Source organism: Roseibium limicola, assembly GCF_017313085.1.
GTDB lineage: Bacteria > Pseudomonadota > Alphaproteobacteria > Rhizobiales > Stappiaceae > Roseibium > Roseibium limicola.
This window is the reverse complement of sequence record NZ_JAFLNF010000007.1, coordinates 37,237-59,482: the sequence shown is the minus strand read 5'-3', so window position 1 is coordinate 59,482 and position 22,246 is coordinate 37,237. Positions and strand designations below refer to the sequence as shown.

The 22,246-nt window shown below is 58.8% G+C and carries 23 protein-coding genes; 14 read left to right on the top strand and 9 right to left on the bottom strand.

Annotated elements, in window-relative coordinates:
* The first annotated feature begins 50 nt into the window (after nucleotides 1-50).
* Together ccrA and J0X15_RS15405 are read left to right on the top strand one after the other, a co-directional pair.
* On the top strand, nucleotides 51-1,355 hold the full coding sequence (gene ccrA, locus J0X15_RS15410; protein WP_209015402.1) for a crotonyl-CoA carboxylase/reductase: 1,305 nt from the start codon (nucleotides 51-53) through the stop codon (nucleotides 1,353-1,355).
* A gap of 202 nt (nucleotides 1,356-1,557) precedes the next feature.
* Entirely contained in the window at nucleotides 1,558-2,178 is a 621-nt protein-coding gene (locus J0X15_RS15405) for a CAP domain-containing protein (protein WP_206942586.1), read from the top strand.
* Here the strand turns inward: J0X15_RS15405 and J0X15_RS15400 are convergent.
* On the bottom strand, nucleotides 2,084-2,989 hold the full coding sequence (locus J0X15_RS15400) for a DMT family transporter (protein WP_206942585.1): 906 nt from the start codon (nucleotides 2,987-2,989) through the stop codon (nucleotides 2,084-2,086). The two genes, J0X15_RS15405 and J0X15_RS15400, sit on opposite strands and share 95 nt — an antisense overlap.
* 85 nt (nucleotides 2,990-3,074) lie before the next feature.
* Between J0X15_RS15400 and J0X15_RS15395 the strand changes: the two genes are divergently transcribed.
* Nucleotides 3,075-3,569, top strand: coding sequence for a MarR family winged helix-turn-helix transcriptional regulator (locus tag J0X15_RS15395; protein WP_206942584.1), 495 nt, complete (start codon nucleotides 3,075-3,077; stop codon nucleotides 3,567-3,569).
* Between the two features lie 56 nt (nucleotides 3,570-3,625).
* On the opposite strand, the gene J0X15_RS15390 is transcribed toward J0X15_RS15395, so the two are convergent.
* The gene (locus J0X15_RS15390) at nucleotides 3,626-4,330 is read right to left on the bottom strand and encodes a glycoside hydrolase family 25 protein (RefSeq protein WP_206942583.1); all 705 of its coding nucleotides are present in this window, start codon (nucleotides 4,328-4,330) and stop codon (nucleotides 3,626-3,628) included.
* 320 nt (nucleotides 4,331-4,650) lie between these two features.
* Between J0X15_RS15390 and xth the strand changes: the two genes are divergently transcribed.
* Nucleotides 4,651-5,460, top strand: a complete 810-nt coding sequence (xth, locus tag J0X15_RS15385; RefSeq protein ID WP_206942582.1) for an exodeoxyribonuclease III — start codon at nucleotides 4,651-4,653, stop codon at nucleotides 5,458-5,460.
* Nucleotides 5,461-5,799: 339 nt separating this feature from the next.
* Here xth and J0X15_RS15380 read toward each other — a convergent pair whose 3' ends face one another.
* On the bottom strand, nucleotides 5,800-6,774 hold the full coding sequence (locus J0X15_RS15380; protein WP_206942581.1) for an NADPH:quinone oxidoreductase family protein: 975 nt from the start codon (nucleotides 6,772-6,774) through the stop codon (nucleotides 5,800-5,802).
* Between the two features lie 196 nt (nucleotides 6,775-6,970).
* Here J0X15_RS15380 and J0X15_RS15375 point away from each other — a divergent pair, with 196 nt between their 5' ends.
* Nucleotides 6,971-7,525 (top strand): RNA methyltransferase, encoded by a 555-nt coding sequence (locus J0X15_RS15375; protein ID WP_206942579.1) that lies wholly within the window; start codon nucleotides 6,971-6,973, stop codon nucleotides 7,523-7,525.
* A gap of 22 nt (nucleotides 7,526-7,547) precedes the next feature.
* On the opposite strand, the gene J0X15_RS15370 is transcribed toward J0X15_RS15375, so the two are convergent.
* The gene (locus tag J0X15_RS15370; RefSeq protein ID WP_206943012.1) at nucleotides 7,548-8,111 is read right to left on the bottom strand and encodes a sigma-70 family RNA polymerase sigma factor; all 564 of its coding nucleotides are present in this window, start codon (nucleotides 8,109-8,111) and stop codon (nucleotides 7,548-7,550) included.
* Between the two features lie 231 nt (nucleotides 8,112-8,342).
* On the opposite strand from J0X15_RS15370, the gene J0X15_RS15365 reads away from it, so the two are divergent.
* The 6 genes from J0X15_RS15365 to J0X15_RS15340 all read left to right on the top strand — a co-directional run bounded on the left by J0X15_RS15365 (nucleotide 8,343) and on the right by J0X15_RS15340 (nucleotide 14,203).
* Nucleotides 8,343-8,888 carry an invasion associated locus B family protein gene (locus J0X15_RS15365; RefSeq protein ID WP_231710447.1) on the top strand — a complete coding sequence of 182 codons (546 nt, stop codon included), beginning with the start codon at nucleotides 8,343-8,345 and terminating at the stop codon, nucleotides 8,886-8,888.
* Nucleotides 8,889-9,215: 327 nt separating this feature from the next.
* The gene (gene rlmN / locus J0X15_RS15360; protein WP_206942577.1) at nucleotides 9,216-10,451 is read left to right on the top strand and encodes a 23S rRNA (adenine(2503)-C(2))-methyltransferase RlmN; all 1,236 of its coding nucleotides are present in this window, start codon (nucleotides 9,216-9,218) and stop codon (nucleotides 10,449-10,451) included.
* A gap of 204 nt (nucleotides 10,452-10,655) precedes the next feature.
* A complete protein-coding gene (locus J0X15_RS15355; protein WP_209015382.1) occupies nucleotides 10,656-11,144 on the top strand; it encodes a hypothetical protein in 489 nt (162 codons plus the stop codon).
* A 316-nt stretch (nucleotides 11,145-11,460) separates the two neighbouring features.
* Entirely contained in the window at nucleotides 11,461-12,111 is a 651-nt protein-coding gene (locus J0X15_RS15350; protein WP_209015381.1) for a TetR/AcrR family transcriptional regulator, read from the top strand.
* 218 nt (nucleotides 12,112-12,329) lie between these two features.
* Nucleotides 12,330-13,550, top strand: a complete 1,221-nt coding sequence (locus tag J0X15_RS15345) for an argininosuccinate synthase (protein WP_206943003.1) — start codon at nucleotides 12,330-12,332, stop codon at nucleotides 13,548-13,550.
* A gap of 200 nt (nucleotides 13,551-13,750) precedes the next feature.
* Nucleotides 13,751-14,203: a TspO/MBR family protein gene (locus J0X15_RS15340; RefSeq protein WP_206942568.1), complete on the top strand. Its 453-nt coding sequence runs from the start codon at nucleotides 13,751-13,753 to the stop codon at nucleotides 14,201-14,203.
* On the opposite strand, the gene J0X15_RS15335 is transcribed toward J0X15_RS15340, so the two are convergent.
* The 5 genes from J0X15_RS15335 to J0X15_RS15315 all read right to left on the bottom strand — a co-directional run bounded on the left by J0X15_RS15335 (nucleotide 14,200) and on the right by J0X15_RS15315 (nucleotide 18,763).
* Nucleotides 14,200-15,450, bottom strand: coding sequence for a sulfatase-like hydrolase/transferase (locus J0X15_RS15335; protein WP_206942566.1), 1,251 nt, complete (start codon nucleotides 15,448-15,450; stop codon nucleotides 14,200-14,202). The two genes, J0X15_RS15340 and J0X15_RS15335, sit on opposite strands and share 4 nt — an antisense overlap.
* 235 nt (nucleotides 15,451-15,685) lie before the next feature.
* On the bottom strand, nucleotides 15,686-16,180 hold the full coding sequence (gene folK / locus J0X15_RS15330; protein WP_206942564.1) for a 2-amino-4-hydroxy-6-hydroxymethyldihydropteridine diphosphokinase: 495 nt from the start codon (nucleotides 16,178-16,180) through the stop codon (nucleotides 15,686-15,688).
* Nucleotides 16,177-16,995: a dihydropteroate synthase gene (folP, locus tag J0X15_RS15325; RefSeq protein WP_209015380.1), complete on the bottom strand. Its 819-nt coding sequence runs from the start codon at nucleotides 16,993-16,995 to the stop codon at nucleotides 16,177-16,179. The genes folK and folP overlap by 4 nt, the downstream gene beginning before the upstream one ends.
* Before the next feature lie 92 nt (nucleotides 16,996-17,087).
* Nucleotides 17,088-18,314 carry a multidrug effflux MFS transporter gene (locus tag J0X15_RS15320; protein ID WP_206942562.1) on the bottom strand — a complete coding sequence of 409 codons (1,227 nt, stop codon included), beginning with the start codon at nucleotides 18,312-18,314 and terminating at the stop codon, nucleotides 17,088-17,090.
* A complete protein-coding gene (locus J0X15_RS15315; protein ID WP_206942560.1) occupies nucleotides 18,311-18,763 on the bottom strand; it encodes a MarR family winged helix-turn-helix transcriptional regulator in 453 nt (150 codons plus the stop codon). The genes J0X15_RS15320 and J0X15_RS15315 overlap by 4 nt, the downstream gene beginning before the upstream one ends.
* A 234-nt stretch (nucleotides 18,764-18,997) precedes the next feature.
* Here J0X15_RS15315 and typA point away from each other — a divergent pair, with 234 nt between their 5' ends.
* From typA to J0X15_RS15300, 3 genes are all read left to right on the top strand, one after another.
* Nucleotides 18,998-20,821, top strand: coding sequence for a translational GTPase TypA (gene typA / locus J0X15_RS15310; protein ID WP_206942558.1), 1,824 nt, complete (start codon nucleotides 18,998-19,000; stop codon nucleotides 20,819-20,821).
* Between the two features lie 235 nt (nucleotides 20,822-21,056).
* A complete protein-coding gene (locus J0X15_RS15305; protein ID WP_206942547.1) occupies nucleotides 21,057-21,452 on the top strand; it encodes a hypothetical protein in 396 nt (131 codons plus the stop codon).
* A gap of 110 nt (nucleotides 21,453-21,562) precedes the next feature.
* Nucleotides 21,563-22,237, top strand: a complete 675-nt coding sequence (locus J0X15_RS15300; RefSeq protein WP_206942545.1) for a carbonic anhydrase — start codon at nucleotides 21,563-21,565, stop codon at nucleotides 22,235-22,237.
* The last annotated feature ends 9 nt before the right edge of the window (nucleotides 22,238-22,246 follow it).

Sequence of the window (22,246 nt, the reverse complement as noted above, 5' to 3'; positions counted from 1 at the left end):
ACTTGACGTTAACGGCAGGAGAGTTTCGCCCAAGGGAGGAGTAAATGACCATGTCTGCGGACACGGCCGCTCAGGTTGAGACCGATACAGAAGCGGCGGAGACGGCGTCGATGAAAGATCTTTACGAACTGGGTGAAATTCCCCCGCTCGGCCATGTGCCGAAGACCATGTATGCCTGGACCATCCGGCGTGAGCGCCATGGGCCGCCGGAAGACGCCATGCAGCTGGAGGTGGTTCCGACCTGGAGCCTCGACAGCAACGAGGTGCTGGTGCTGGTGATGGCCGCCGGCGTAAATTACAATGGCATCTGGGCCGGATTGGGTGAGCCGATCAGCCCGTTCGATGGCCATGGTGCCGCGTTTCATGTGGCCGGATCCGATGCCTCGGGCATTGTCTGGGCCGTCGGCGACAAGGTGAAGCGCTGGAAGGTCGGCGACGAGGTCGTGGTTCACTGCAATCAGGACGATGGCGACGACGAAGAGTGTAACGGCGGCGATCCGATGTTTTCGCCGACCCAGCGGATCTGGGGCTATGAAACTCCGGACGGATCCTTCTCGCAGTTTACCAGGGTGCAGGCGCAGCAGCTGATGCCACGGCCGAAGCATCTGACCTGGGAAGAGAGCGCCTGCTACACGCTGACGCTGGCAACCGCCTATCGCATGCTGTTTGGCCATCATCCGCATGAGCTGAAGCCGGGGCAGAATGTTCTGGTCTGGGGCGCATCCGGCGGGTTGGGGTCTTATGCCATCCAGCTGATCACGACTGCTGGTGCCAACGCGATTGGCGTGATTTCCGATGAGGACAAGCGCGACTTCGTCATGGGGTTGGGTGCCAAGGGCGTGATCAACCGCAAGGACTTCAAGTGCTGGGGTCAGCTGCCGAAGGTCAACACGCCGGAGTACAAGGAGTGGTTCTCTGAGGCGCGGAAGTTCGGCAAGGCGATCTGGGACATCACTGGCAAGGGCAATAACGTCGACATTGTCTTCGAGCATCCGGGCGAGGCGACTTTCCCGGTTTCCACGCTGGTTTGCAAGAAGGGCGGTATGGTGGTGATCTGTGCCGGCACGTCAGGCTTCAACTGCACGTTCGATGTGCGCTACATGTGGATGCATCAGAAGCGGCTGCAGGGCTCGCATTTTGCCCACCTGAAGCAGGCGTCGGCGGCCAACAAGCTGATGATCGAGCGGCGGATCGATCCGTATATGTCCGAAGTCTTTCCTTGGGATCAGATCCCCAAGGCCCATACAAAGATGTGGAAGAACCAGCATGCGCCGGGCAACATGTCGGTGCTGGTCAACGCACCGGTGACCGGCTTGCGGACACTGGAAGACGTGATTGCGGCCGGCAAGCGCTAGGCCTCTGATCCACGGTGCGCTTCAAAGTCCCCCGAAAGCTCTGATTTTCAGAGCTTGATGAGAGATCCGGCCCTCCTCAAAGGCCGGATCTTTTTTTGTGCCCTTGGCCCGGCTGCCTCACTTTTACCGGGATCTGAGCTGATGGCTTGAGGCAAGAAGGAAACACGCTGCGATTCCTCGCGTGGGGACAAGGGACATCAATATGACATTTCAAACAGGCGCAGGCCGGACTGGTCCCTGGCGATTGGCCGCTCTCGCAGCGGCTGGCACGTCTCTGGTTCTGCTTCTTGCAGCTTGTGTTTCCGAGCCGCAGACAACGCCGGGGTTCTACCGGGATCTGGCGCGGGTCGATGCGGTTGTCGATGCCCCTTCAGCGGCGAACATGATCTCCCACTACCGTGCCAACAACGGGCTTGGTCCTGTGCGGATGGATCCGGCATTGACGCGGCAAGCGGAGGCTCAGGCCCGGGCGATGGCTCAGGCGGGCAACGTCAATGCCTCGCTGAACAGTGGAAACCGGTTGCAGGATCTGATGGCGGCCATTGGTCAAGAGGCAGCGCCGGCAAGCAACAACGTCAGTGGGGGCTATCGCACCCTGGCAGAGGCGTTCTCTGGCTGGCGTGAGAGCCCCAAGCATAACGCGGTGATGCTGGACAAGCAGGCCAACCGCTTTGGTCTGGCCACGGCCTATGCTCCCAGTGCCAAGCACAAGGTGTTCTGGTCGCTGATCATGGCCGGCCCTCAGGTTGCGCCTGCAGGATCTGCCGGGACTTCAACCACGACCGCAGGGCGGACACCTGTCCCGAGCCCAGCATCACGCTGAACAGCACGATCGCCATTCCGAGCAATTGAAGCGCATTCAGCGCCTCGCCGTTGATTGCCCATCCCAGCAGCACCGCGCTGGTGGGGCTGAGAAAGCTCAAGGGCGCGGCGATGTGCGCGCCGAGTTTGCCAATGCCGCGAAACCACAGCGTATAGGTGATTACGCCACCGACTAGGCTCAACCAGACAAGCCCGGCCAGGCTGTCGGCCGTCGCTGGTGGCAGGGGCGCGCCGGAGATCAGCACCACCGGGATCAGCAACACGCCCCCGGCGGTCAATTGCCAGGCGGTAAAGGTCAAAGCTGAGACCGGCGGTTGCCATTTGCGCGTCAGGACTATGCCGCATGCCATGGAGCCTGCTCCAAGCAGCCCGGCGAGCAATCCCCAGGGATCAAGCTCGGCGCTGGGCGACAGCACCAGCATGGCCACGCCGACAATGCCGAGCAGCGCCGCGAAATACTGCAGCAGCCGGACGGGCGCACCGAGGAACGCGGCGGCCAGAACAATGACGAGCAACGGCTGCACGGCGCCGACAATTGCCGCAATTCCACCGGGTAACAGATAGGCGGCGATGAACAGGCAGATGAAGAACAGCGAGAAATTCAGAAAGCCGAGAAGGGCCACCCGCAACCACCAGATGCCGCTGGGCAACTGACGTGTCACAAGCAGCAGCAACAGACCGGCTGGCAGAGCGCGCAGCAGTGATACCATGATTGGGTCGGCATCCGGCAGAAACGTTGTCGCCGTGATGTAGGAGCTGCCCCAGACTGCCGGAGCAAGGGCGGTCAGCAGCAGGTCGGGGGACTTTTTCATCGGAAGCGATCCTGAAAATTATCTTGACCTCAAGATAGATATATAAATCTTGACGTCAAGATAAATTCGCGCATTGTTTCTCAACATGGATGCAATCGATCACATTCTGAAGCAATGGGCCCGTGAGCGGCCGGACCTGGACACGGGACCAATGGGTCTGATTGGGCGCCTGACCCGGTTGCGCGCGCATCTGTCACGCGAGATGGAGAAAACCTTCTCACGGTTCGGGCTCAACTCGGCCAGCTTTGATCTTCTGGCAACGCTGTACCGCTCGGGCGAGCCCTATGCCCTGCAGCCAGGAATGCTGGCGCAAACCATGCTGATCACCTCGGGCACGATGACAAACCGGATCGATCAGCTGGTCAAGACGGGATTGGTCGAGCGGCGCAGAAGTGAAGAAGATCGGCGCAGCGTGGCGATCTGTCTAACGGAGGCGGGCAAAGCCCTGATTTCTGAGGCCGTCGAGGCGCATGTGGCGACCCAGCACACCCTGGTCGCCGGCCTTTCTGAAAAGGACCGGGACCAGTTGACGGCCTTGCTGGGGACCTATCTGGCGATGTTCGAAGCCGATCAGGCCTGAGATTACCACAAGCAAAGGATCCGGGGCAGCGGCCCGCCCCGGATGTCTGGGCAGACTTACCGCCCGAGCGGTTTGCCACGCAGCCAGTCCTGAAACTGGGAGCGCGCACCGAAGAAGGTGTTGCGGTCGACATTTCCCTTGATGCCAGGAACGCGGCCTTCTGCGGTATACTGCCAGAAGTACCAGTCGCCGCGCTGTTCGTAGACGCGGCCCGGATGGGCTGCGACCGAGCGTAGCCAAAGCTGCTCGTCGCCCAACTCGCCGACCAGACGGTCGCGGTGGAAGTCGACGGAGGAGTAAATCACCGGGCGCTTGCCGTAGTGTTTTTCTATTTCGTCGAGAAAATAAGTCATGTCCCGCAGGATCTGCTGCTTTTCCGGCCGCAGTCGACAGGTCTTGGAATGGGCGTTCCATTCCATGTCGAGCACGAGGGGCAGGGCATCGGGATCTTTCGGAACGATCTGTTTGACCCAGGAGACCTGCTCCTCAACCGGGCGGCAGAAGTAATAAAAATGATAGGCGCCGCGCGGCACTCCGGCGAGCTTGGCGCCGTACCAATTGGTCAGGAAGCGTTCATCAAAGTGGTCGCCGCCCTCGGTGGCCTTGATCCAGGCAAAGGACACACCTCCCTTTCGGGCAGCGTCCCAGTCGATGTCGCCCTGGTATTTGGAGACATCGATGCCGTGAATGGCAAAATCCTCCGGGGTCGGATCGGGGAAATCATAGGCAGAACAGGCGGAGATCAGGATCAGTCCAGCCATGGAACAGACTTGGCGGATCAATTCTAACAAGGCAGAGCTCGCTTGGTTAAAGGATGGCTAAAACGTCAGTGCAAATTGCAGGAAGAATCCTAACGCTTCGTGGAGATTTACGAATCGTGAATGGGAATTGTTCAATCGGCCGTCGGGTTTCAAACGGCACCCTGGCCGGAAGGTTGCTTGCTGGTGCCGCCAATTTCGCCCGTGGCGGGCTGGTGTCCGAAGGTGAGAGACGTTAAGGAGGTGGCTTGCGATGTCCGGGGCGGATCACCTGTCTGCTGCGGGATTGACTGCCTGTTTTTTATCCGCGCCATAGGTTATCCATGTCTGATCGTCTGACCCTTGCCACCTGGAACATCAACTCCGTGCGCTTGCGCATGCCGATCGTCGAGAGGTTTCTGGAAGAGGTGCAGCCGGATGTGCTGTGCCTGCAGGAAACCAAGTGCCCGGATGCGAACTTCCCGTTCAACCCGTTGCGCCGGGCTGGCTACGAGCACATCGAGATCCACGGTCAGAAGGGCTATCACGGTGTGGCCACGGTCTCGAAGCGACCGCTGACGAATGTCGAAAAGCGCGGTTTCTGCGAGATGGGCGACAGCCGCCACGTCGCCGTGGATCTGGAGTTCAATGGTGCGCCTTTGCGCCTGCATAACTTCTATGTGCCGGCCGGTGGCGATGAGCCGGATGTGACGATCAATCCGAAGTTCAAGCACAAGATCGACTTCTTCAATGAAATGAAAGCCTGGTTGCAGGGCGAAGAGACCGCAAAACCCGCCGTTCTCGTTGGCGACCTGAATGTTGCGCCGTATGAACATGACGTCTGGTCGCACAAGAAGCTGCTGAAAGTGGTGTCCCACACGCCGCTTGAGTGCGACCTGTTTGAAGGCGTGCGGGAAAGCGGTGGCTGGATCGACATGATGCGGGAATTTCTGCCGATGGACGAAAAGCTCTACACCTGGTGGAGCTACCGGGCCAAGGACTGGTCCGCCGCCGACAAGGGGCGTCGACTGGATCACGTCTGGGTGTCACAGGCGCTCAAGGGCGCGATGCAGTCCACCTCGGTTCTGCGCGATGCCCGCGGCTGGGAAAAACCCTCCGACCACGCCCCCGTGCTGGCCGTGTTCGAGGCCTGATTTTTCTCACTCTCTCCTTTCTCGCTCCCCCTCTCCGCGTCATGCCATGGCTTGATCATGGCATCCATGCCGTTGCTTTTCAGAGTGGCAGGGCAGTGCGTGGGGTGTGGTCACGGCGTGGATTGCAGGATCAAATCCTGCAATGACGTTAGGGGGATGCGGGTTTTGTGCCTGCGTGGGCTGCGCTGTTGTGGCGATGTTCGATCTCCTCCCCCTCCGCGTCATGCCATGGCTTGATCATGGCATCCATGCCGTTGCTTTTCAGAGTGGCAGGGCAGTGCGTGAGGTGAGGTCACGGCGTGGATTGCAGGATCAGGTCCTGCAATGACGGTAGTGGGCTCACATGGTGAGGATGACCTTGCCGCGTGCCTTGCGGTCGGAGATTTCCTGCAGGGCCGCCGGGATCTGTTCCAGCGGGTAGGTGGCGTGAATGTGCGGTTTGAGCCTGCCTTCCTCGACCCAGGAGAGGATCTGCTCCATGTTCTCCCGGTGGCCGTCCGGATCCCGGACGATGGATTCGCCCCAGAAGACACCCCGGACGTCGCAGCCCTTCAGCATCACGATGTTCAGCGGGATCCTGGGGATATCACCAGCCGCAAATCCGATGACCAGATAGCGGCCGAGCCAGCCTGTTGCCCGGAGGGCCTGCTCTGAATACTGGCCACCAATCGGATCATAGACCACGTCGACGCCCTCGCCATTGGTCAGTGCCTTGAGGGTCTGCTTCAGGTCCTGGGTGGAATAGTCGATGGTGTGATGGGCGCCGAGAGCCTTGGCGAATTCCAGCTTGTCCGGCGAGGAGGCGCAGGCGATTACTTCCGCGCCCATCAGGATGGCGATCTCGACAGCGGCCTGTCCGACGCCGCCGGTGGCTCCAAGTACGGCAATCTTCTCCCCCTTGACCAGCTCACCCCTGTCCCGCAGGGCGTGCAAGGTGGTGCCGTAGACAACGGTCAGGCCGGCGGCGACTTCAAACCCCAGTCCGGGCGGCAAGTCGATGAGACTGTCTTCTTCGGCGATGACGATTTCGCGGGCCGCGCCAAAGGGCATGTACCCCATGACCCGGTCGCCGGGCTGAACGCTTTCCACGCCGTCGCCGACAGCTTCAACGATACCGGAGAATTCTCCACCAGGGGAGAATGGGGGCTCGGGTCGATGCTGGTATTTTCCGGCAATGAGCAGCGTGTCGGAGAAATTCAAGGAGACTGCCCGGACGCGGACAGCGACTTCCCCCGGGCCGGGCGTCGGATCGGGCAGGGTCTGGATCGTCAGATCGGAGCCCGATCCGTAAGTCGTGCAAATGCAAGCCTTCAAAGCAAGTCCCACCTTTATTCAAGCGTGAACAGCTGATGCGAATGGCGCAGTGGTAGCACGCTGCGGATCGGCGGAAAAGAACGAGGTTAACCTTGTGAGACGATGGCGCTGCCGGGCCCGGGACTTGCCCGCAGCAACGCTTGCGCTTAAGGAAACGCCAAAGTTTGACTTGGTGGCTAGAGGAGCAGGGAAGACCATGCGCGGGTATTTTGCCGTGGGGGCGGAAGGTCTGTCCAAAAAGATCAACCTGGGAGGCTTGATGCGCTCGGCGCACGCGTTTGGAGCGAATTTTTTCTTTACCGTCGATGCCGACAAGACCCTGGGCCGCTCTCCAGCGTCCGACACGTCGAAAAGCCCTGGGCATCTTCCGCTGTTTTCATGGCCGTCGGTGGATGACATGGAGCTTCCGAGGGGCTGTCAGCTGGTTGGGGTGGAATTGACGGAGGATGCCATCGATCTACCGAGCTTCGGTCATCCGTTGCAGGCGGCTTACGTGCTGGGCCCGGAGCGGGGCTCCTTGTCGCCGCAGATGCTGGCGCGCTGCGATCACGTGGTGAAGATCCCAACGAAGTTCTGCATCAACGTCGCCACAGCCGGTGCCATCATTCTGTATGACCGTCATCGCGCGCTTGGGCGATACGACGACCGGTCTCTGACGGCGGGTGGCCCGGCCCTCAAACGCCAAAAGCACGTCCAGGGTGGACCGATTTCACGAACGGGACGAATCGTGCCGGGCAACGGTCAGGATTGAATTGGGCGTTCAGGCGGGCGGGCTAATCCACATCCACTGCGGAGTCGGCTTCCAGAGCGCTGCGGAGGCGCGAGAAGGCGAGCCGAATGCGGGATTTCACCGTGCCGAGCGGCAATTCTATCCGGTCGGCAATCTCGCTGTGGGAGAGGCCGGTGAAAAACGCCAGCCGCACCACGGCTTCCTGCTCTGGTGGAAGGGCTTTCAGCGCCAGGCGGACGCGGCTTTCGCGCAGCCTTGCATCCATTGCCGTTGAGACATCCGGGGGAGCTTCTGGCTGCAAGGAGGGATCGTCGGTGTCCATATCGGAGGATTTGTCCCGGCGCAGAAGATCAATCCGCCGGTTGCGGGCCACCCGATAAAGCCAGGTGCTGGCCGAGGATTTTTGCGGATCGAACATATGGGCTTTGCGCCAAAGGGTCGTCATGACGTCCTGAACAACCTCTTCAGCCTGGGCTGCATCGGCGCCCTTCTGCATGAGATAGCCCTTGAGTCGAGGCGCGAAATGATCGAACAAGTCGGCAAAAGCAGCCTTGTCGCGGGTCTCCGCCACCTTGACGATCAGCTCTGAATGATACTGCGACACCAGTGCGCGACTCCGTCCTTCTTCCACCTTCTTAGCAGCTTGATCGAAATTCGAAAGGGTGGATGCCACACTCTTGTCGAATTTATAGCTTCAGCGTGACATCCAACTTATGGGCGTCGCCAATCTGGCGAATTTTGCGTTTTCAGCATAAACAATGGCTGGTCTCAACGTTTTCGTAACCGGCGCCCAGTAACCTTAAAGCAAGGTTTATATGCCGGATGGCATGTGATTAGAATGTGCAAGACATTCGCAACCATAGACGGTGTGGAGATGATTGAAGCAAAAACGCTGATGGCCGGCCTTTTGGGCCTGGTAGTATCGAGTGCGGCGGCTTTCGCTCAAGATGCGAAGCTATTGGAAAAACATTCGGACTGGTTCGCATATTCTCATGCCGGGAGTAGCGGCAAGGTTTGTTATGCGTTGTCCGTTCCGACCCAAATGCGTCCTGGTGACCGCAATCACGGAGATGTCTTCTTCTTCATCTCCACGCGTCCGGGCGAAGGCGTGAAGGACGAGCCAAGCTTCCTGGTCGGATATCCGTTCAAGGACGGTATCTCCGTTGTAGTTGATGTGGATGGTAACAAGTTCAACATGTTCACCAAGAACGACGGTGCCTGGGTGGACAATGCGGCAACGGAAGCTCAGCTGGTTGCGGCGATGAAGGCCGGCCGTCAGATGTCCGTGGAAGGCGAAAGCGCCCGCGGAACCAAGACGAGCTACAGCTTCTCCTTGTCTGGTGTGACTGCGGCGATCTCGACTGCCAGCAACGCCTGCAAGTAAGCGGGCGCGGCGGTCCTGACCGGAACATTATCCGGTTCGTGGTCCGGCACTGCAAATTCGAATATGGCTTCATGGCTGGTATGCAGCGCGAAAACTTGATTTTTCGCGCTGCATATGGTTTTGAAGCCGCTTGAACTCATGCCGGCTTGTGCCGGATGTCTGCTTTCAGCGGCGGCACCTTGTCCGCCGGCTTCTGCTCAAGTGTTTCGGGAGACCGGAGCCGCCTGAGATTCAGGCGTGCAGAAGGCAGGCGCAGGACGCGAAAAATGCCGGCGCGAAGACCTTAACCTAAAGACAAGGCCCGCCGCAAAACCGGATCTGACAGACATGGCCACGACGCTCGACATCGCGCGGGAAAATGCCAACGCGCAAACCATTCTTGCTTCCGCCCCGCAGGTCGTACAGCCTGTGCCGCAGGCAGAGGAAGACAAGCCGACCCTGATCGGGCTGAACCGTGAAGAACTGGCAATGGCGTTGGCCGAAGTCGGTGTTCCGGAGAAGCAGCGCCGTATGCGGGCCTCGCAGCTGTGGTACTGGCTCTACGTTCGCGGTGTTGCCGATTTCTCCTTGATGACGAATGTCGCGAAGGACCTGCGGGCCAAGCTGGCCGTGGCCTATACAATCGCCCGGCCTGAAATCGTTGACGAGCAGATTTCCGTCGATGGCACGCGCAAGTGGCTGTTCCGCTTTCCACCACGCGGTGCCGGTCGTCCGGTCGAGGTGGAAACTGTCTATATTCCAGAAGAAGGTCGTGGAACGCTCTGCGTCTCTTCACAGGTTGGCTGCACGCTGACTTGCACCTTCTGCCACACCGGCACACAGAAGCTGGTGCGCAATCTGACGGCGGAAGAGATCCTGTCGCAGATCCTGATCGCACGGGATCGGCTGGGGGATTTCCCTGATGCGACCACGCCGCAAGGGGTGATGGTGCCGAGTGAAGGGCGCCTTGTGACCAACATCGTGATGATGGGCATGGGCGAACCGCTGTACAACTTCGAGAACGTCAAGAAAGCGCTGCTGATTGCGTCTGACGGTGATGGTTTGGCGCTTTCCAAGCGCCGCATCACCTTGTCTACCTCGGGCGTCGTGCCGGAAATCTTCCGTACAGGCGATGAAATCGGCTGCATGCTGGCGATCTCGCTGCATGCCGTGCGCGATGAAGACCGGGATATTCTGGTTCCGATCAACAAGAAGTGGAACCTCGAAGCTCTGCTGGATGCCTGCCGCAATTATCCGGGCTTGTCGAATGCCAAACGCATCACCTTCGAGTATGTGATGCTGAAAGACATCAACGACAGCAACAAGGACGCGCTGGAGTTGGTGCGTCTTCTGAAAGGCATTCCGGCGAAGATCAACCTGATTCCGTTCAACCCCTGGCCGGGCTCGCAATATGGCTGTTCGGACTGGGACCGGATCGAGGAGTTCGCCGACATCGTCAACCGGGCCGGCTATGCATCGCCGATCCGGACTCCGCGTGGCCGTGATATCTTTGCAGCCTGTGGTCAGCTGAAGTCGGCTTCCGAGCGTATGCGCAAGAAGGACCGAGACGCCCTCGCCAGCTAGAGGGTCACTGAAACGGTCGTTGAATTGTCAGCGCCCTGCAGCGGTCGCGGCTTCTTGCCGGGAACGTGAGCAGGGCGTTCGCTTTTGTCGATAATTCGTGATTTGTGCGGAGGCGGTTTCCGCTCATAACTTTCGGGAAATTCCAAACCAGCGAATCCTGTTTCGACTTTGCAAGCCGCTGCCACTTTTCGGAGAAGTTCCATCTTGTCGACTGAGCGCACTGCTGCCACGTCTTCTGTGTTGCCTCCTTTGCTGCTGTCCACGCTGGTGACGGCTGTTCTTGCCGGACTGGCTGCCGATATCACTTGGGAGGTCTGGGCAAGGGTCTTCACGCCTCTTTGGGTCGGCGGACCTTTGCAGCCGGCTGCCCTGGTGCAATCCGTTTTCGGCTTCAAGAACCTGCTGCTAGCAGAGGCCATTCATGCCTGTGTCGGCATTGTTGCCTATCCTTTGGCATATCTTTTTGTGGCGCGGCCTATCGCGCGGATCGTGACGCCGTTTCTGCCCTGGTGGTGCGTGGGCATCGGGTTTGGCATTGGTCTCTGGGTGTTTGCGCTCTACGTCATGGCGCATATTTTCGCCGGGTTGCCGCCGTTTCTGGGGTTTGGCCAACTGGCCTGGGCCTCTCTGGTCGGCCACATGGGCTTTGGTGTGGTGTGCGCCGCCGTTGTTAAATGGCGGGAACGCAACTGATTGGTTTACTGCACTGCAGTATTTGCCAATGAAACAATCGCAGCCGGTGAGTATTCCCGCCGGCTGTTTTTTAGTTGGTTGGGATTAGGTAGAATCGTCAGGAGTACGCAACGTCGGCAAGGGCTTGTGGTGGAGCGAATTTGGATCGCTACTCTGTTGCAAATGCTTATGAAAGCCCGTCAACTTTATATTTGTATCAATTTGCTGTTTTGTAGGATTCGTGTAGGGTATGCTTTGTTCGCGCAGGCGGGCTGCATGAATAACGTCTATGCGACCGGAACGATTTTGTTGCGAGAGCGTAGACTAACTAGTTTACTTGAGTGAGATCCTCTTTCAAACGGACATCGAAACCGAGCAAATGGCACTGGCAGAACAGAAAAACAGACAAATCCTTGATGCAGCTATCGCTGAATTCAAGGAAAAAGGCTTCGCCGGAGCAAGCATGGACCGTATTTCAGAGCGGGCCCAGGTTTCCAAGCGGACTGTTTACAACCATTTCGAAAGCAAGGAAGCGCTGTTTCAGGCGATTAATCAGTGCTTGTTCGACAAGGTTCAGGCCAAGCTGCAGATCACCTACAATCCAGAAGCTTCGATCAAGGAAGAGCTTGTGCGCCTTGGCTGGGCGCAGAGCCAGGTTTTGTTGAATCCGGAACTCTTCGGCATGGTCCGCATGCTGCTGGGAGAATTGTTGCGGGCGCCCGAGCTGACTGCCAATTTGAACCGGCGCATGGATCTGGTCCGGATCGTGGCGCGGTTTCTCGAAGATGCCGTGAAGGATGGAAAACTCTCCATTCCCAATACCTACGTCGCCGCCGAGCAATATCTTGGGCTGGTGAAGGAACGCGCGTTCTATCCGCAGATCTTCGGGGAGCGTGTCGTCTCCGAAACCGAGTTCGCCGCGATCCTGGAAGACACGGTGAATTGCTTCCTGTCCTGCTATGGCACCAAGTCTGCCGTTTCCGCCTGACTTCTTGACACTGCCGCCCCTGCTTATGTGATCGCTGGCTCGGACCTCAGCCGGATACGATGTGCTGCGCGGCCTCCTGGTGACCAAGATTGTCTCGAAATGGCAATGATTCCGCCTTTTCTCCCCTTGCGCCTGCCGATGATGCCGCTAAATTGCGGCGGACTTCATGAGAGGCCGTAAACCGGCTCACAACAGACCCATAAATGGACCGAATTCCCATGGCGCATGGTGACATCAAAAAGGTCGTGCTTGCCTATTCCGGCGGCCTCGACACCTCCATCATCCTGAAATGGCTGCAGACTGAATACGGCTGTGAAGTGGTGACTTTCACCGCTGATCTGGGCCAGGGCGAGGAGCTGGAGCCGGCTCGCAAGAAGGCCGAGCTGCTGGGCATCAAGGAAATCTACATTGATGACCTGCGCGAAGAGTTCATCAGCGATTTTGTCTTCCCGATGTTCCGTGCGAACGCGGTTTATGAAGGCGTCTATCTCCTCGGCACGTCGATCGCGCGGCCGCTGATTTCCAAACGTCTCATCGAGATTGCAGAAGAAACCGGTGCTGATGCCATCGCGCATGGTGCCACGGGCAAGGGCAATGATCAGGTTCGCTTCGAGCTGTCGGCTTATGCGCTGAACCCTGACATCAAGGTGATTGCTCCTTGGCGTGACTGGACGTTCAAGTCCCGTACGGACCTGATCCAGTTTGCCGAAGAGCACCAGATTCCGGTCGCCAAGGACAAACGCGGTGAATCGCCATTCTCCGTTGATGCCAACATGTTGCATTCGTCTTCCGAAGGAAAAGTTCTGGAAGATCCGAATGTCGAGGCACCAGAGTATGTCTTCCAGCGCACGGTCGACCCGACCGAGGCACCGGACGTTGTGACTGAAATTGAAATCGGCTTTGAAAAGGGCGATGCGGTTTCGATCAATGGCGAGAAGCTGTCTCCTGCCACGCTGTTTGCCCAGCTGAACGATCTGGGTCGTGACAATGGCATTGGGCGTCTTGACCTGGTCGAGAACCGCTTTGTCGGCATGAAGAGCCGCGGCATCTACGAAACACCGGGCGGAACAATCCTGCTGACGGCGCACCGGGCGATGGAATCCATCACTCTGGATCGCGGTGCGGGCCACCTGAAGGATGAGCTGATGCCGCGCTATGCGGAGCTGATCTACAACGGCTTCTGGTTCTCGCCAGAGCGTGAAATGCTGCAGGCGCTGATCGACAAGAGTCAGGAGCATGTCACTGGCACGGTCAAACTGAAGCTCTACAAGGGCAACACCATCGTCGTTGGCCGCGCGTCGCCTTACTCGCTGTACGCGGAAGAGTTGGTGACGTTTGAAGACGACCACGGGGCTTACGACCAGAAGGACGCAGCTGGCTTCATCAAACTGAATGCCTTGCGTTTGCGGACCCTGGCGAAGCGCAACCGTATCGGGTGATCCTGATCTTTCGTTCTAATGCTTTTAAAGGGCGCCTTCGGGCGCCCTTTTTGTTGCCAGTCACGGTTCTTCTGGTGGTGCAGGGGGGCTTTGTCGGGGCAAGTGGCCAAGGCTCCGGACTGACCTATATGGCTGATTATTGGAACTTCGGCTGTTTACGGACCGTTGTTCCTTGAGAAGTTCACAAGCGGAGAAACGTAATGGGAAAGAGCCTGGGCCTTCTTGGCTTTCTGGTGCTCGTCGTCGGCGGCGGCTTGTTGATTGGCTACTCGTTCATGCCGGGCGTCTGGTATCAAGAGCTGGCAAAGCCTGTGTTCACTCCGCCAAACTGGCTGTTCGCCCCGGCCTGGACAACGATCTATGTGTTGATCGCGATTGCTGGTTGGCGGACATGGCAGCGCGAAGGCCTTGAAAACGGAATGTGGCTCTGGTTGCCTCAGATGGCGCTGAATTTTGCCTGGAGCCCGGTGGTCTTCGGCGCGCATAGCCTGACCCTCGGATTGATCATCATCGCTTTGATGTGGTGCAATATCGTCTTGTTCATCCGCAACCGCTGGGCCATCGACAGGCTTTCAGCTCTGCTCTTTCTGCCCTATCTGGCCTGGGTGAGCTTCGCGACTTACCTGAATGCCAGCCTGGTTGTGCTGAACTAGAACTTTGGCGTGAGCAGGAGCCATGGAACCTGGTCTGCCGTGAAGGCGTCTCGGCCCTTGCGGGTCCAAAGCGGCGGTGCGTGGTCCCCGACCAAAAGGATCTTTGTGGGCTTCAGCTCCGGGTTGCTTGCGATTTTTGCGATCCGATCAAATATCTCCATCCACATTTCGCTCATGTGGCACACGGTTTGATCGTCAAACAGCGCGCTGTCAGCGCAGCTCAGTCGGGGGGCGACATCGGCAGGGTCAAAGGGGACATGGGTGTTGAGGGTGAGCCAGTAGGTGAGCCTGGGCGCCTCTGAGGGCGAGGTCAGGTAGCTCTCGATGGTATCGGCCAGATCCATGTCGCACAGGCCGGTGAAGGTCTTGCCGCAGGTCCGGAATTCCCTGTCGGCCGGAACGAGGTCTTCCATGAAACTGGAGGTCTCGAAGCCGATGTTTGGATACCATTCGTCCCGACTGAAGAACTCCGCCGGGAAGGCATGAAAAGAGGCCGTCTTATAGCCAGCATCACGGTAGCTCGCTGGCAAGCATTCCGGATGTGGGCCATCGAGATAGGCTGCAAAGTCGTTCCAGTCGCCGCAGAGTTCACGTGTTTCGCCGGCAGTTGTCGAGCCCTTGTAGGCGGTCGTACCGGTTGAAACATCGTAGCGCGCAGCGATTTCAGGTGTGCGGAAGCTGTCCCAGATCACATTCATCTGGCGTGGGTCGTCGAGGGCGCCAAGGCTTTCGACCAAGACAAGCAGCACATCCTGTTGGCGCGTCCCTTGAGGGATCTCTGTCAGGCCGGTCTGAGCGGTGGCCGAGCTGAATGCGGGGGGCGATTGCAGGATGTAGAGCGTTCCTGCAGTCTTGCTGCCGTTGACGGCCGTGTCGAAGATGATCATCAGCATTGCAGCCAGCACGGCAGGGATCAGGCTTGCGGTCTGAAAGCGTCGCTTGAAGCGATGCAGAAGCCAGACAAACAGCGCAAGCATCGCCATCAGTCCTGCCCCGACTGCGAGATAGGTGACAGACGCCGTGACATCGAGTGTCAGCATGTACTGAAGGGAACTCAGCAAGAGCCTTGGTGCCAGACGGAACAGGGTCGAAATTCCGATGGCAATATCGAGCATGCAGACTGCTATCGCCAGCCCGGCGGTTGCGACGAGCGGAAGACGTCTGGCTGCGACCGCGACGGCGAGGTAGAGCAAGATCCCCAAAGGGCGCTGCGGGCAAATGAACAGCGAGAGAACAAGGAACGGCATGTTGGATACGCCAACCGCGACGGCAGCGAAAACCCATGAGTCTCTGGAAAAATGATGCTCGAAAAATCCAGAGCCCTTCCGGGTGGAAGGGTCCTGGCCAGTTTGAACGTTTGTCACCGCGTCCCCCGCTTGCGACCGCTTGGAAGGTTGGAGTATGGCGGTGGAGAGTTAAGGTCGGCTTGAAGCTAATGAATTTTCCGGAGGTGGTTTTCCGGCGAGAGCTGGCGCTCCGTGGCTAGTCGTCCAGCCTGATGATTTCGTCCTGACCTTCACAGGTTCGAAGCGCTTCGGCGGCGGTTTGGTTGCCTCCAATGGGGGCGTCCGGCCAGATTTCGCTGAGCGGAACCAGCACGAAGGCGCGCTCGGCCATGCGCGGGTGGGGCAGGGTCAGGTTGTCCTCGTCGACCACCGCATCACCATAGATCAGCACGTCGATATCAATGATGCGCGGGCCCCAGCGGATATCGCGGATACGGCCAAGATCTTTTTCCACTTGAAGGCAGCGTTCCAGCAGGGCGCGCGGGGAAAGCTCCGTCTCGATGACGGCGCAGCAATTGCGGTAATCATCCTGCGGCACCGGGCCCCAGGGTGGGGTGCGGTAGTCGGAGGATCGGCTGATCAGGCGCAGGCCGGGTGTTTCGTCCAGTTTCGCCAAGGCGGCATCAATGTTGGCTTTTGTCTCGCCGAGATTGGAGCCGAGCCCGAGTGCGGCACGCACGGTGGTGGTCATTTTGTGATTTTCTCCTGCACCATGGCAGCGACTATTTTGGCGGCGTCCGCATGCGGCCGCACATCATGGACACGGACCAGCCCTGCGCCCTTCTGCATCGCCAGCAGGTGGAAGGCGAGGGAGCCGTACAGGCGTTCACTAGTTTCCGCGTTCAGGGCGGCGCCGATCATGCGTTTGCGCGAGGCGCCGGCGAGAATTGGCAGACCGTGTTTCTGCAGCTCGTCCTGGCGGTTCAGGATGAGGAAGTTCTGGTCCATCGTCTTGCCGAAACCGTAGCCGGGATCGAGGATCTGCTTATCTCGGGGAATGCCGGCCCTGTCGGCCAGATCCATGGATTTCTCAAGGAAACGGTCGATGTCGGAGAGAATGTCGAGGCTTGCGTCCACCTCAAGACGATTGTGCATCATGATCACATGCGCGCCGGTTTCTGCGACTACGTCCGGCATCGCGGGGTCTTTCTGCAGGCCCCAGACATCGTTGATGATCACGGCACCGGCGGCGCAGGCGCGCCTCGCGATCTCGGCCTTGTAGGTGTCGATGGAGACAGGCAGTCCAAGTGCTGCAACCGGGCTGATGATCTGTTCAAGCCGGGCCCATTCATCTTGTTGGGAGACTGGGGCAGCACCAGGCCGCGTGCTTTCCGCGCCGATGTCGATGATATCGGCACCTTCTTCGACGAGCTGGCGCGCATGGGCCAGAGCCGCGTCTCGCGTGGCATGCTGTCCACCATCGGAGAAGCTGTCCGGGGTCACGTTGAGGATGCCCATGACATGGGGTTTTGCACCAGGCAGTCGATAAGCCGCGCAAGGGGTCATCCGGATCTCCTGTCGGAACGCTCACGCTGCGCCTCATGACCGGTTTGATGGCGCCGGTCAAGATAGTGTTGCGAACGTCTCGGGTCGCGCTGTCAGCCGGCAGAGCCGGGAAGCGGAGGCTTCTTTGGTGAAAACACAAGATAGCAGGCAATGCCGAAGGCCGGCAGGATGGCAGTCACGGTTGTGATGCCGAGAATCGGATCTCCGAGAGCGGCGATAATCAGGCTGCCGACAATGCCGCTACCGAACTGGAAGAAACCCATCAGAGATGAGGCAGCTCCGGCAATATGCGGGAAGTCACGCATGGCGGTGGTGAAGGTCGCCGGCATCAACATGGCGATGAAGAAGACATAGAGCGCGCAAGGCCCCATGACGAGAATGTAAGAGGGCTCAAACACCCGCAGCAGCGTCGCCATCAGCAGGCTGGCAACCAGGATGCCAATGATGCCGGGGACGATCAGATGCGTCGCGTCGTGTCGCTTCAAAAGACGCCCCGTGACCAGTGTTCCCGCAATGAAGCTGGCGGACTGCAGGACCATGCCGAAGCCATATTCGGAGGGGGACATGCCCACGGTCTGGATCAGCACAAAGGCCTGAACGGTGGCCAGAGCGTAGATGTTGCCCAGGCCGCAGCCAACCACCAGGCTGGGCGCGAGAAAGCGGCGGTCGGTCAAAAGGGTCCAGTAGTTGCCGATAAAGCGGCTCGGGCGGATGTTGTCCCGGTTCTTGAAGGTATTGGTTTCTTCCTGGAGGAAAATGACCGAAACCATCAGGACCGCACCGTAGATCACCATTGCATAGAAGATCTCGTGCCAGCCGAAAAACTCCAGGATCAAGCCGCCGATTGTCGGTGAAACCGCAGGGGCGAGCGCCAGCATTGTGCCGATGGTGTTCATGATCTGCGCCGAGGTCTGGCCGGTGTATTGATCTCGCACAATGGCGCGCGACACCGTGATGCCGACGGCTGCGCCAATGCCCTGCAGCACGCGTGCAGTGATCAGCCACTCAACGCTCGGGGCGACCGTTGCCAGCACAGAGGAGGCGAGATACAGGCCGAGAAAGATCAGCGTGACTGGCTTGCGCCCAAAGGCGTCCGTCAACGGCCCGGCAACCAACTGCGTCAGCGCGAAACCGGCGAAGTAGGCGGTCAAGGTCAGCTTGATCAGCGCGTCTGTGGTGTGCAGCTCGGTTGCCAGCGTGGGCATTGCCGGGGTGTAGAGCGCCATCGTCAATGGGCCGATGGCGACAAGCGCCGCGCCGAGCAGAGTTGTTCGTCGCGCGCTCATCAGCTGCGGCAGCGGAATTGCTGTTTCGCTCATTCTTCAGGCTCGGGAGCGCAGAGGTTGTCCCTGATGGTTTCCAGCATATGGGTCAGCAAGGCGTGTTGTTCTTCAGGGATGCCGACCAGGGCATCTGCGCGGACGGCGAAGATGACTTCGGCGATCTGACGCACGACCGGGTCGGCCTCGAGGGTCAGGTTGACCAGCTTGGCCCTTCTGTCTGACGGGTCGGTGGTGCGTGTGACGTAGCCGGCGCGTTCCAGGCCGTCGAGATAGCCGACGACGGTCATCGGCTCGACGCCCATGCGTTCTGCAAGGGCGGTCTGGCGAAGGTTCGGGTTGCGCCAGACAAAGGCCAGGGCGCGTGCCTCGGCAACGGTCAGGCCGGTATCGATCCGGACGAGGCGTTGCTCAAACCGGCGTCGCAGCAGCCGCGCGATGTCGACCATGGTCAGCGTGAAGGTGTTGATAGCTTCTCTTTCGGGCATGGGAGACCATAAAGTAAGGTTTCCTTATCTCTTATGTCTGTCCCCTAACCATGTCAAGGAAACCACACCCCACTGCATTGCACAAATAGACTTGCGCGCGTATAAGGGCGCAAATTCCGGCTCTTTGATTGTGCATTTTCATTCTGGGCCGACCTCTAATCGCAAAAATGCCGAGGCATACCCCCCGGGTTTCTTCAAGAAGATACCCGTGCATGCCTTTTGGAGCCTGACCTTATGAAACTGCGCAATATCGCCATTATCGCTCACGTTGACCATGGCAAAACGACCCTCATCGACGTTCTGTTGAAACAATCCGGTGCTTTCCGCGACAATCAGCGCACGGAAGAGCGCATGATGGATAGCAACGACATCGAGCGCGAACGTGGGATTACAATTCTTGCGAAGGTGACTTCCCTTGAGTGGAAAGACACCCGCATCAACATCGTTGATACTCCAGGCCACGCCGACTTCGGCGGTGAAGTCGAGCGTATCCTTCACATGGTTGATGGCGTGATCCTGCTGGTCGACGCAGCTGAAGGCCCGATGCCGCAGACCAAGTTCGTTCTTGGCAAGGCGCTGAAGCTCGGCCTGAAGCCGATCGTTGCGATCAACAAGATCGACAAGCCGGAACAGCGCGCCGACGAAGTTCTGGACGAAGTGTTCGATCTCTTCGCATCTCTCGATGCCAATGAAGATCAGCTCGACTTCCCGGTTCTCTATGGTTCAGCCAAGCAGGAATGGATGTCCACCGAGCCGGAAGGGCCGAAGGAAAACATGGACGCGCTTCTGGACATGGTTCTCGACAAAGTCGCAGAGCCGGTTTCGGAAGAAGGTTCGTTCAAGATGCTGGCGACCACCATTCAGTCCGATCCGTTCCTGGGCCGTATTCTGACTGGTCGTATCGCTGCTGGTACTGCTATCCCGAACATGGCCGTAAAGGCCCTGTCGCGTGATGGCAAGCAGGTCGAAACAGGTCGGATCTCCAAGATCCAGGCTTTCCGCGGTCTTGAGCGTACGTCCATCGAGCAGGGTGAAGCTGGGGACATCGTTTCGATCGCCGGTCTGACCAAGGCAACCGTTGCCGACACCATCTGTTCGCCGGACGTGACCGACCCGATCCAGGCACAGCCGATTGATCCGCCCACGCTGTCGATGACCTTCCGCGTCAACAACAGCCCGCTGGCTGGTAACGAAGGCTCCAAGGTTCAGTCCCGCGTTATCCGTGAGCGCCTGATGAAGGAAGCCGAAGGCAACGTTGCGCTGAAGATCGAAGAAACCGAAGAGCCGGATGCGTTCATCGTTTCGGGTCGTGGCGAATTGCTGCTGGCCATTCTGATCGAAAACATGCGTCGCGAAGGCTTTGAGCTGGGCGTCGGTCGCCCGCGCGTCGTTTTCCAGAATGATGAAAACGGCAAGCTGATGGAGCCAATCGAAGAAGTCATCATCGACGTTGATGAAGAGTTCTCCGGTGCCGTGGTTCAGAAGCTGCAGGAACGTAAAGCCGAACTGCTGGAAATGCGCTCTTCGGGCGCAAACCGCAGCCGTCTTGTCTTCCTGGCTCCGACCCGTGGCCTCATCGGCTACCAGGCCGAGCTGATGTCAGACACACGCGGTTCCGCGATCTTCAACCGTCTGTTCCACGGCTATGCGCCGCACAAGGGCCCGATCCAGGGACGTCACACTGGTGTTCTTCTGTCGAATGCCAGCGGTGAAGCAGTGGCTTTCGCTCTGTACAACCTGGAAGACCGTGGCCCGATGATGATCGAGCCGGGCACCAAGGTGTATCAGGGCATGATCGTCGGCGAACATACCCGCGGCAACGATCTGGAAGTCAACGTGTTGAAAGGCAAGCAGCTGACCAACATGCGGTCGTCCGGCAAGGATGATGCTGTCAAGCTGACCACGCCGATCAAGCTCAGCCTGGAAGCGGCCTTGTCTTACATTGCCGATGACGAGCTGGTTGAAGTGACGCCGGAATCGATCCGTCTGCGCAAGTTCCTGTTGGACCCGAACGACCGCAAGCGCGTTAGCCGTGCGGCCACCAAGGCCAACACCTGAGGCATCGTTGCCTTTTGAAGATTTTGAAAAAGCGGGCCTCGGTGCCCGCTTTTTTGTTTTCAGACAAGCTTTTACGGCAATCTGCCGGCCTGGCGTCTTCGGCTGAGGGTTTCGCAATTTGCGAAAGTCTTAACGCTGACTTATGTTTCCTAAGGTTTCTTTAAGGTTTTGAGCTCAGCCTGATGATGGGTGTCCAGAAAAAGATGCCCTCCTATGTTCAGGCCAGGAGGCCATTATGCCAGCGACAATCGAACGGCCCCCAGCGGCCAATGTCGTGGCGCATGCAACGGAATACCCGCCTGACCGGCAACGGCAGGGTCACCGGGGTTCCGAAGAGGATCGTAGAGAGTCCCGAGCAGAGCGCCAGGACGACCATGCCCCCAAACTCTCCGGCAGCGCCGATGCGGTGGTCATCGTGCATGTCGAGGAAGACCATCGTCTTGATGGTGTGAGCGCCTACACCCATCTGGGCGAGCAGGCACGCCTTGCCTTGAACCAGAGGGCGGCGACCACATCGCGATCAGGTCAATCGACGACATCTCCAGAGCCGCATACGCCTGGTGAAATCCGCGAAGCCTATGAAGAGCATGGCGGAGAACTGGAACACCATGAGGTGAATGTGGCGACCTGAGTCGGTATTTCGAGCGGTGAGCGCCAAGAATTCCGCGACGTGGGCCTTTCTCTGCTTCGGGAGAGTACCTATAAACCGGACGAGACAACAATCGCCGGAGAAGAAGTCCCATGTCCGATCTGTTCCCGAGCAACCTGATTGCGGGTTATGGCCGCTATTTGCAAAAGGGGTTCGTCCGCTTCAAGGAAACGCACGAACGTCTGGCCATTTATGGCCAGAAGCCTGAGGTCATGGTGATTTCCTGTTGCGACAGCCGGGTGACGCCGGAAGGGATTTTCCACGCCGGACCGGGCGAGCTGTTCGTTCTGAGAAACGTCGCCAACCTTGTGCCGCCGTGTGAAGACGATGCCAGTCTGCATGGCACCAGCGCGGCCATCGAATATGCGGTGCGCGCGCTGCAGGTAAAGCACATCGTGGTGATGGGCCATGCCAAGTGTGGCGGTGTTCAGGCGTTCCGCGAGAATGCCAATGTGCCGACGTTGAAGGGTGATTTCATCGGCCGCTGGATCAAGCTGCTGGAGCCTGCTGCCATCTCGATGGCCTGCATGCCGGTCGACAAGCTGGATGATCCGCAGCTGGCAATGGAATATGCCGGCGTACGTCAGTCCCTGAAAAACCTGATGACCTTCTCCTTCGTGCGTGAGCCGGTGGAAAAGGGCGGTGTGACCCTGCATGGCGCCTGGTTCGATATCGGCTCAGGCGAACTGCGGGTGATGGATCCGCATACGGAGCAGTTCAAGACGGCGGCGGACGGAAAAGTGGCGGCCGTTTCGACAGCGGACTGATCTTCTCGT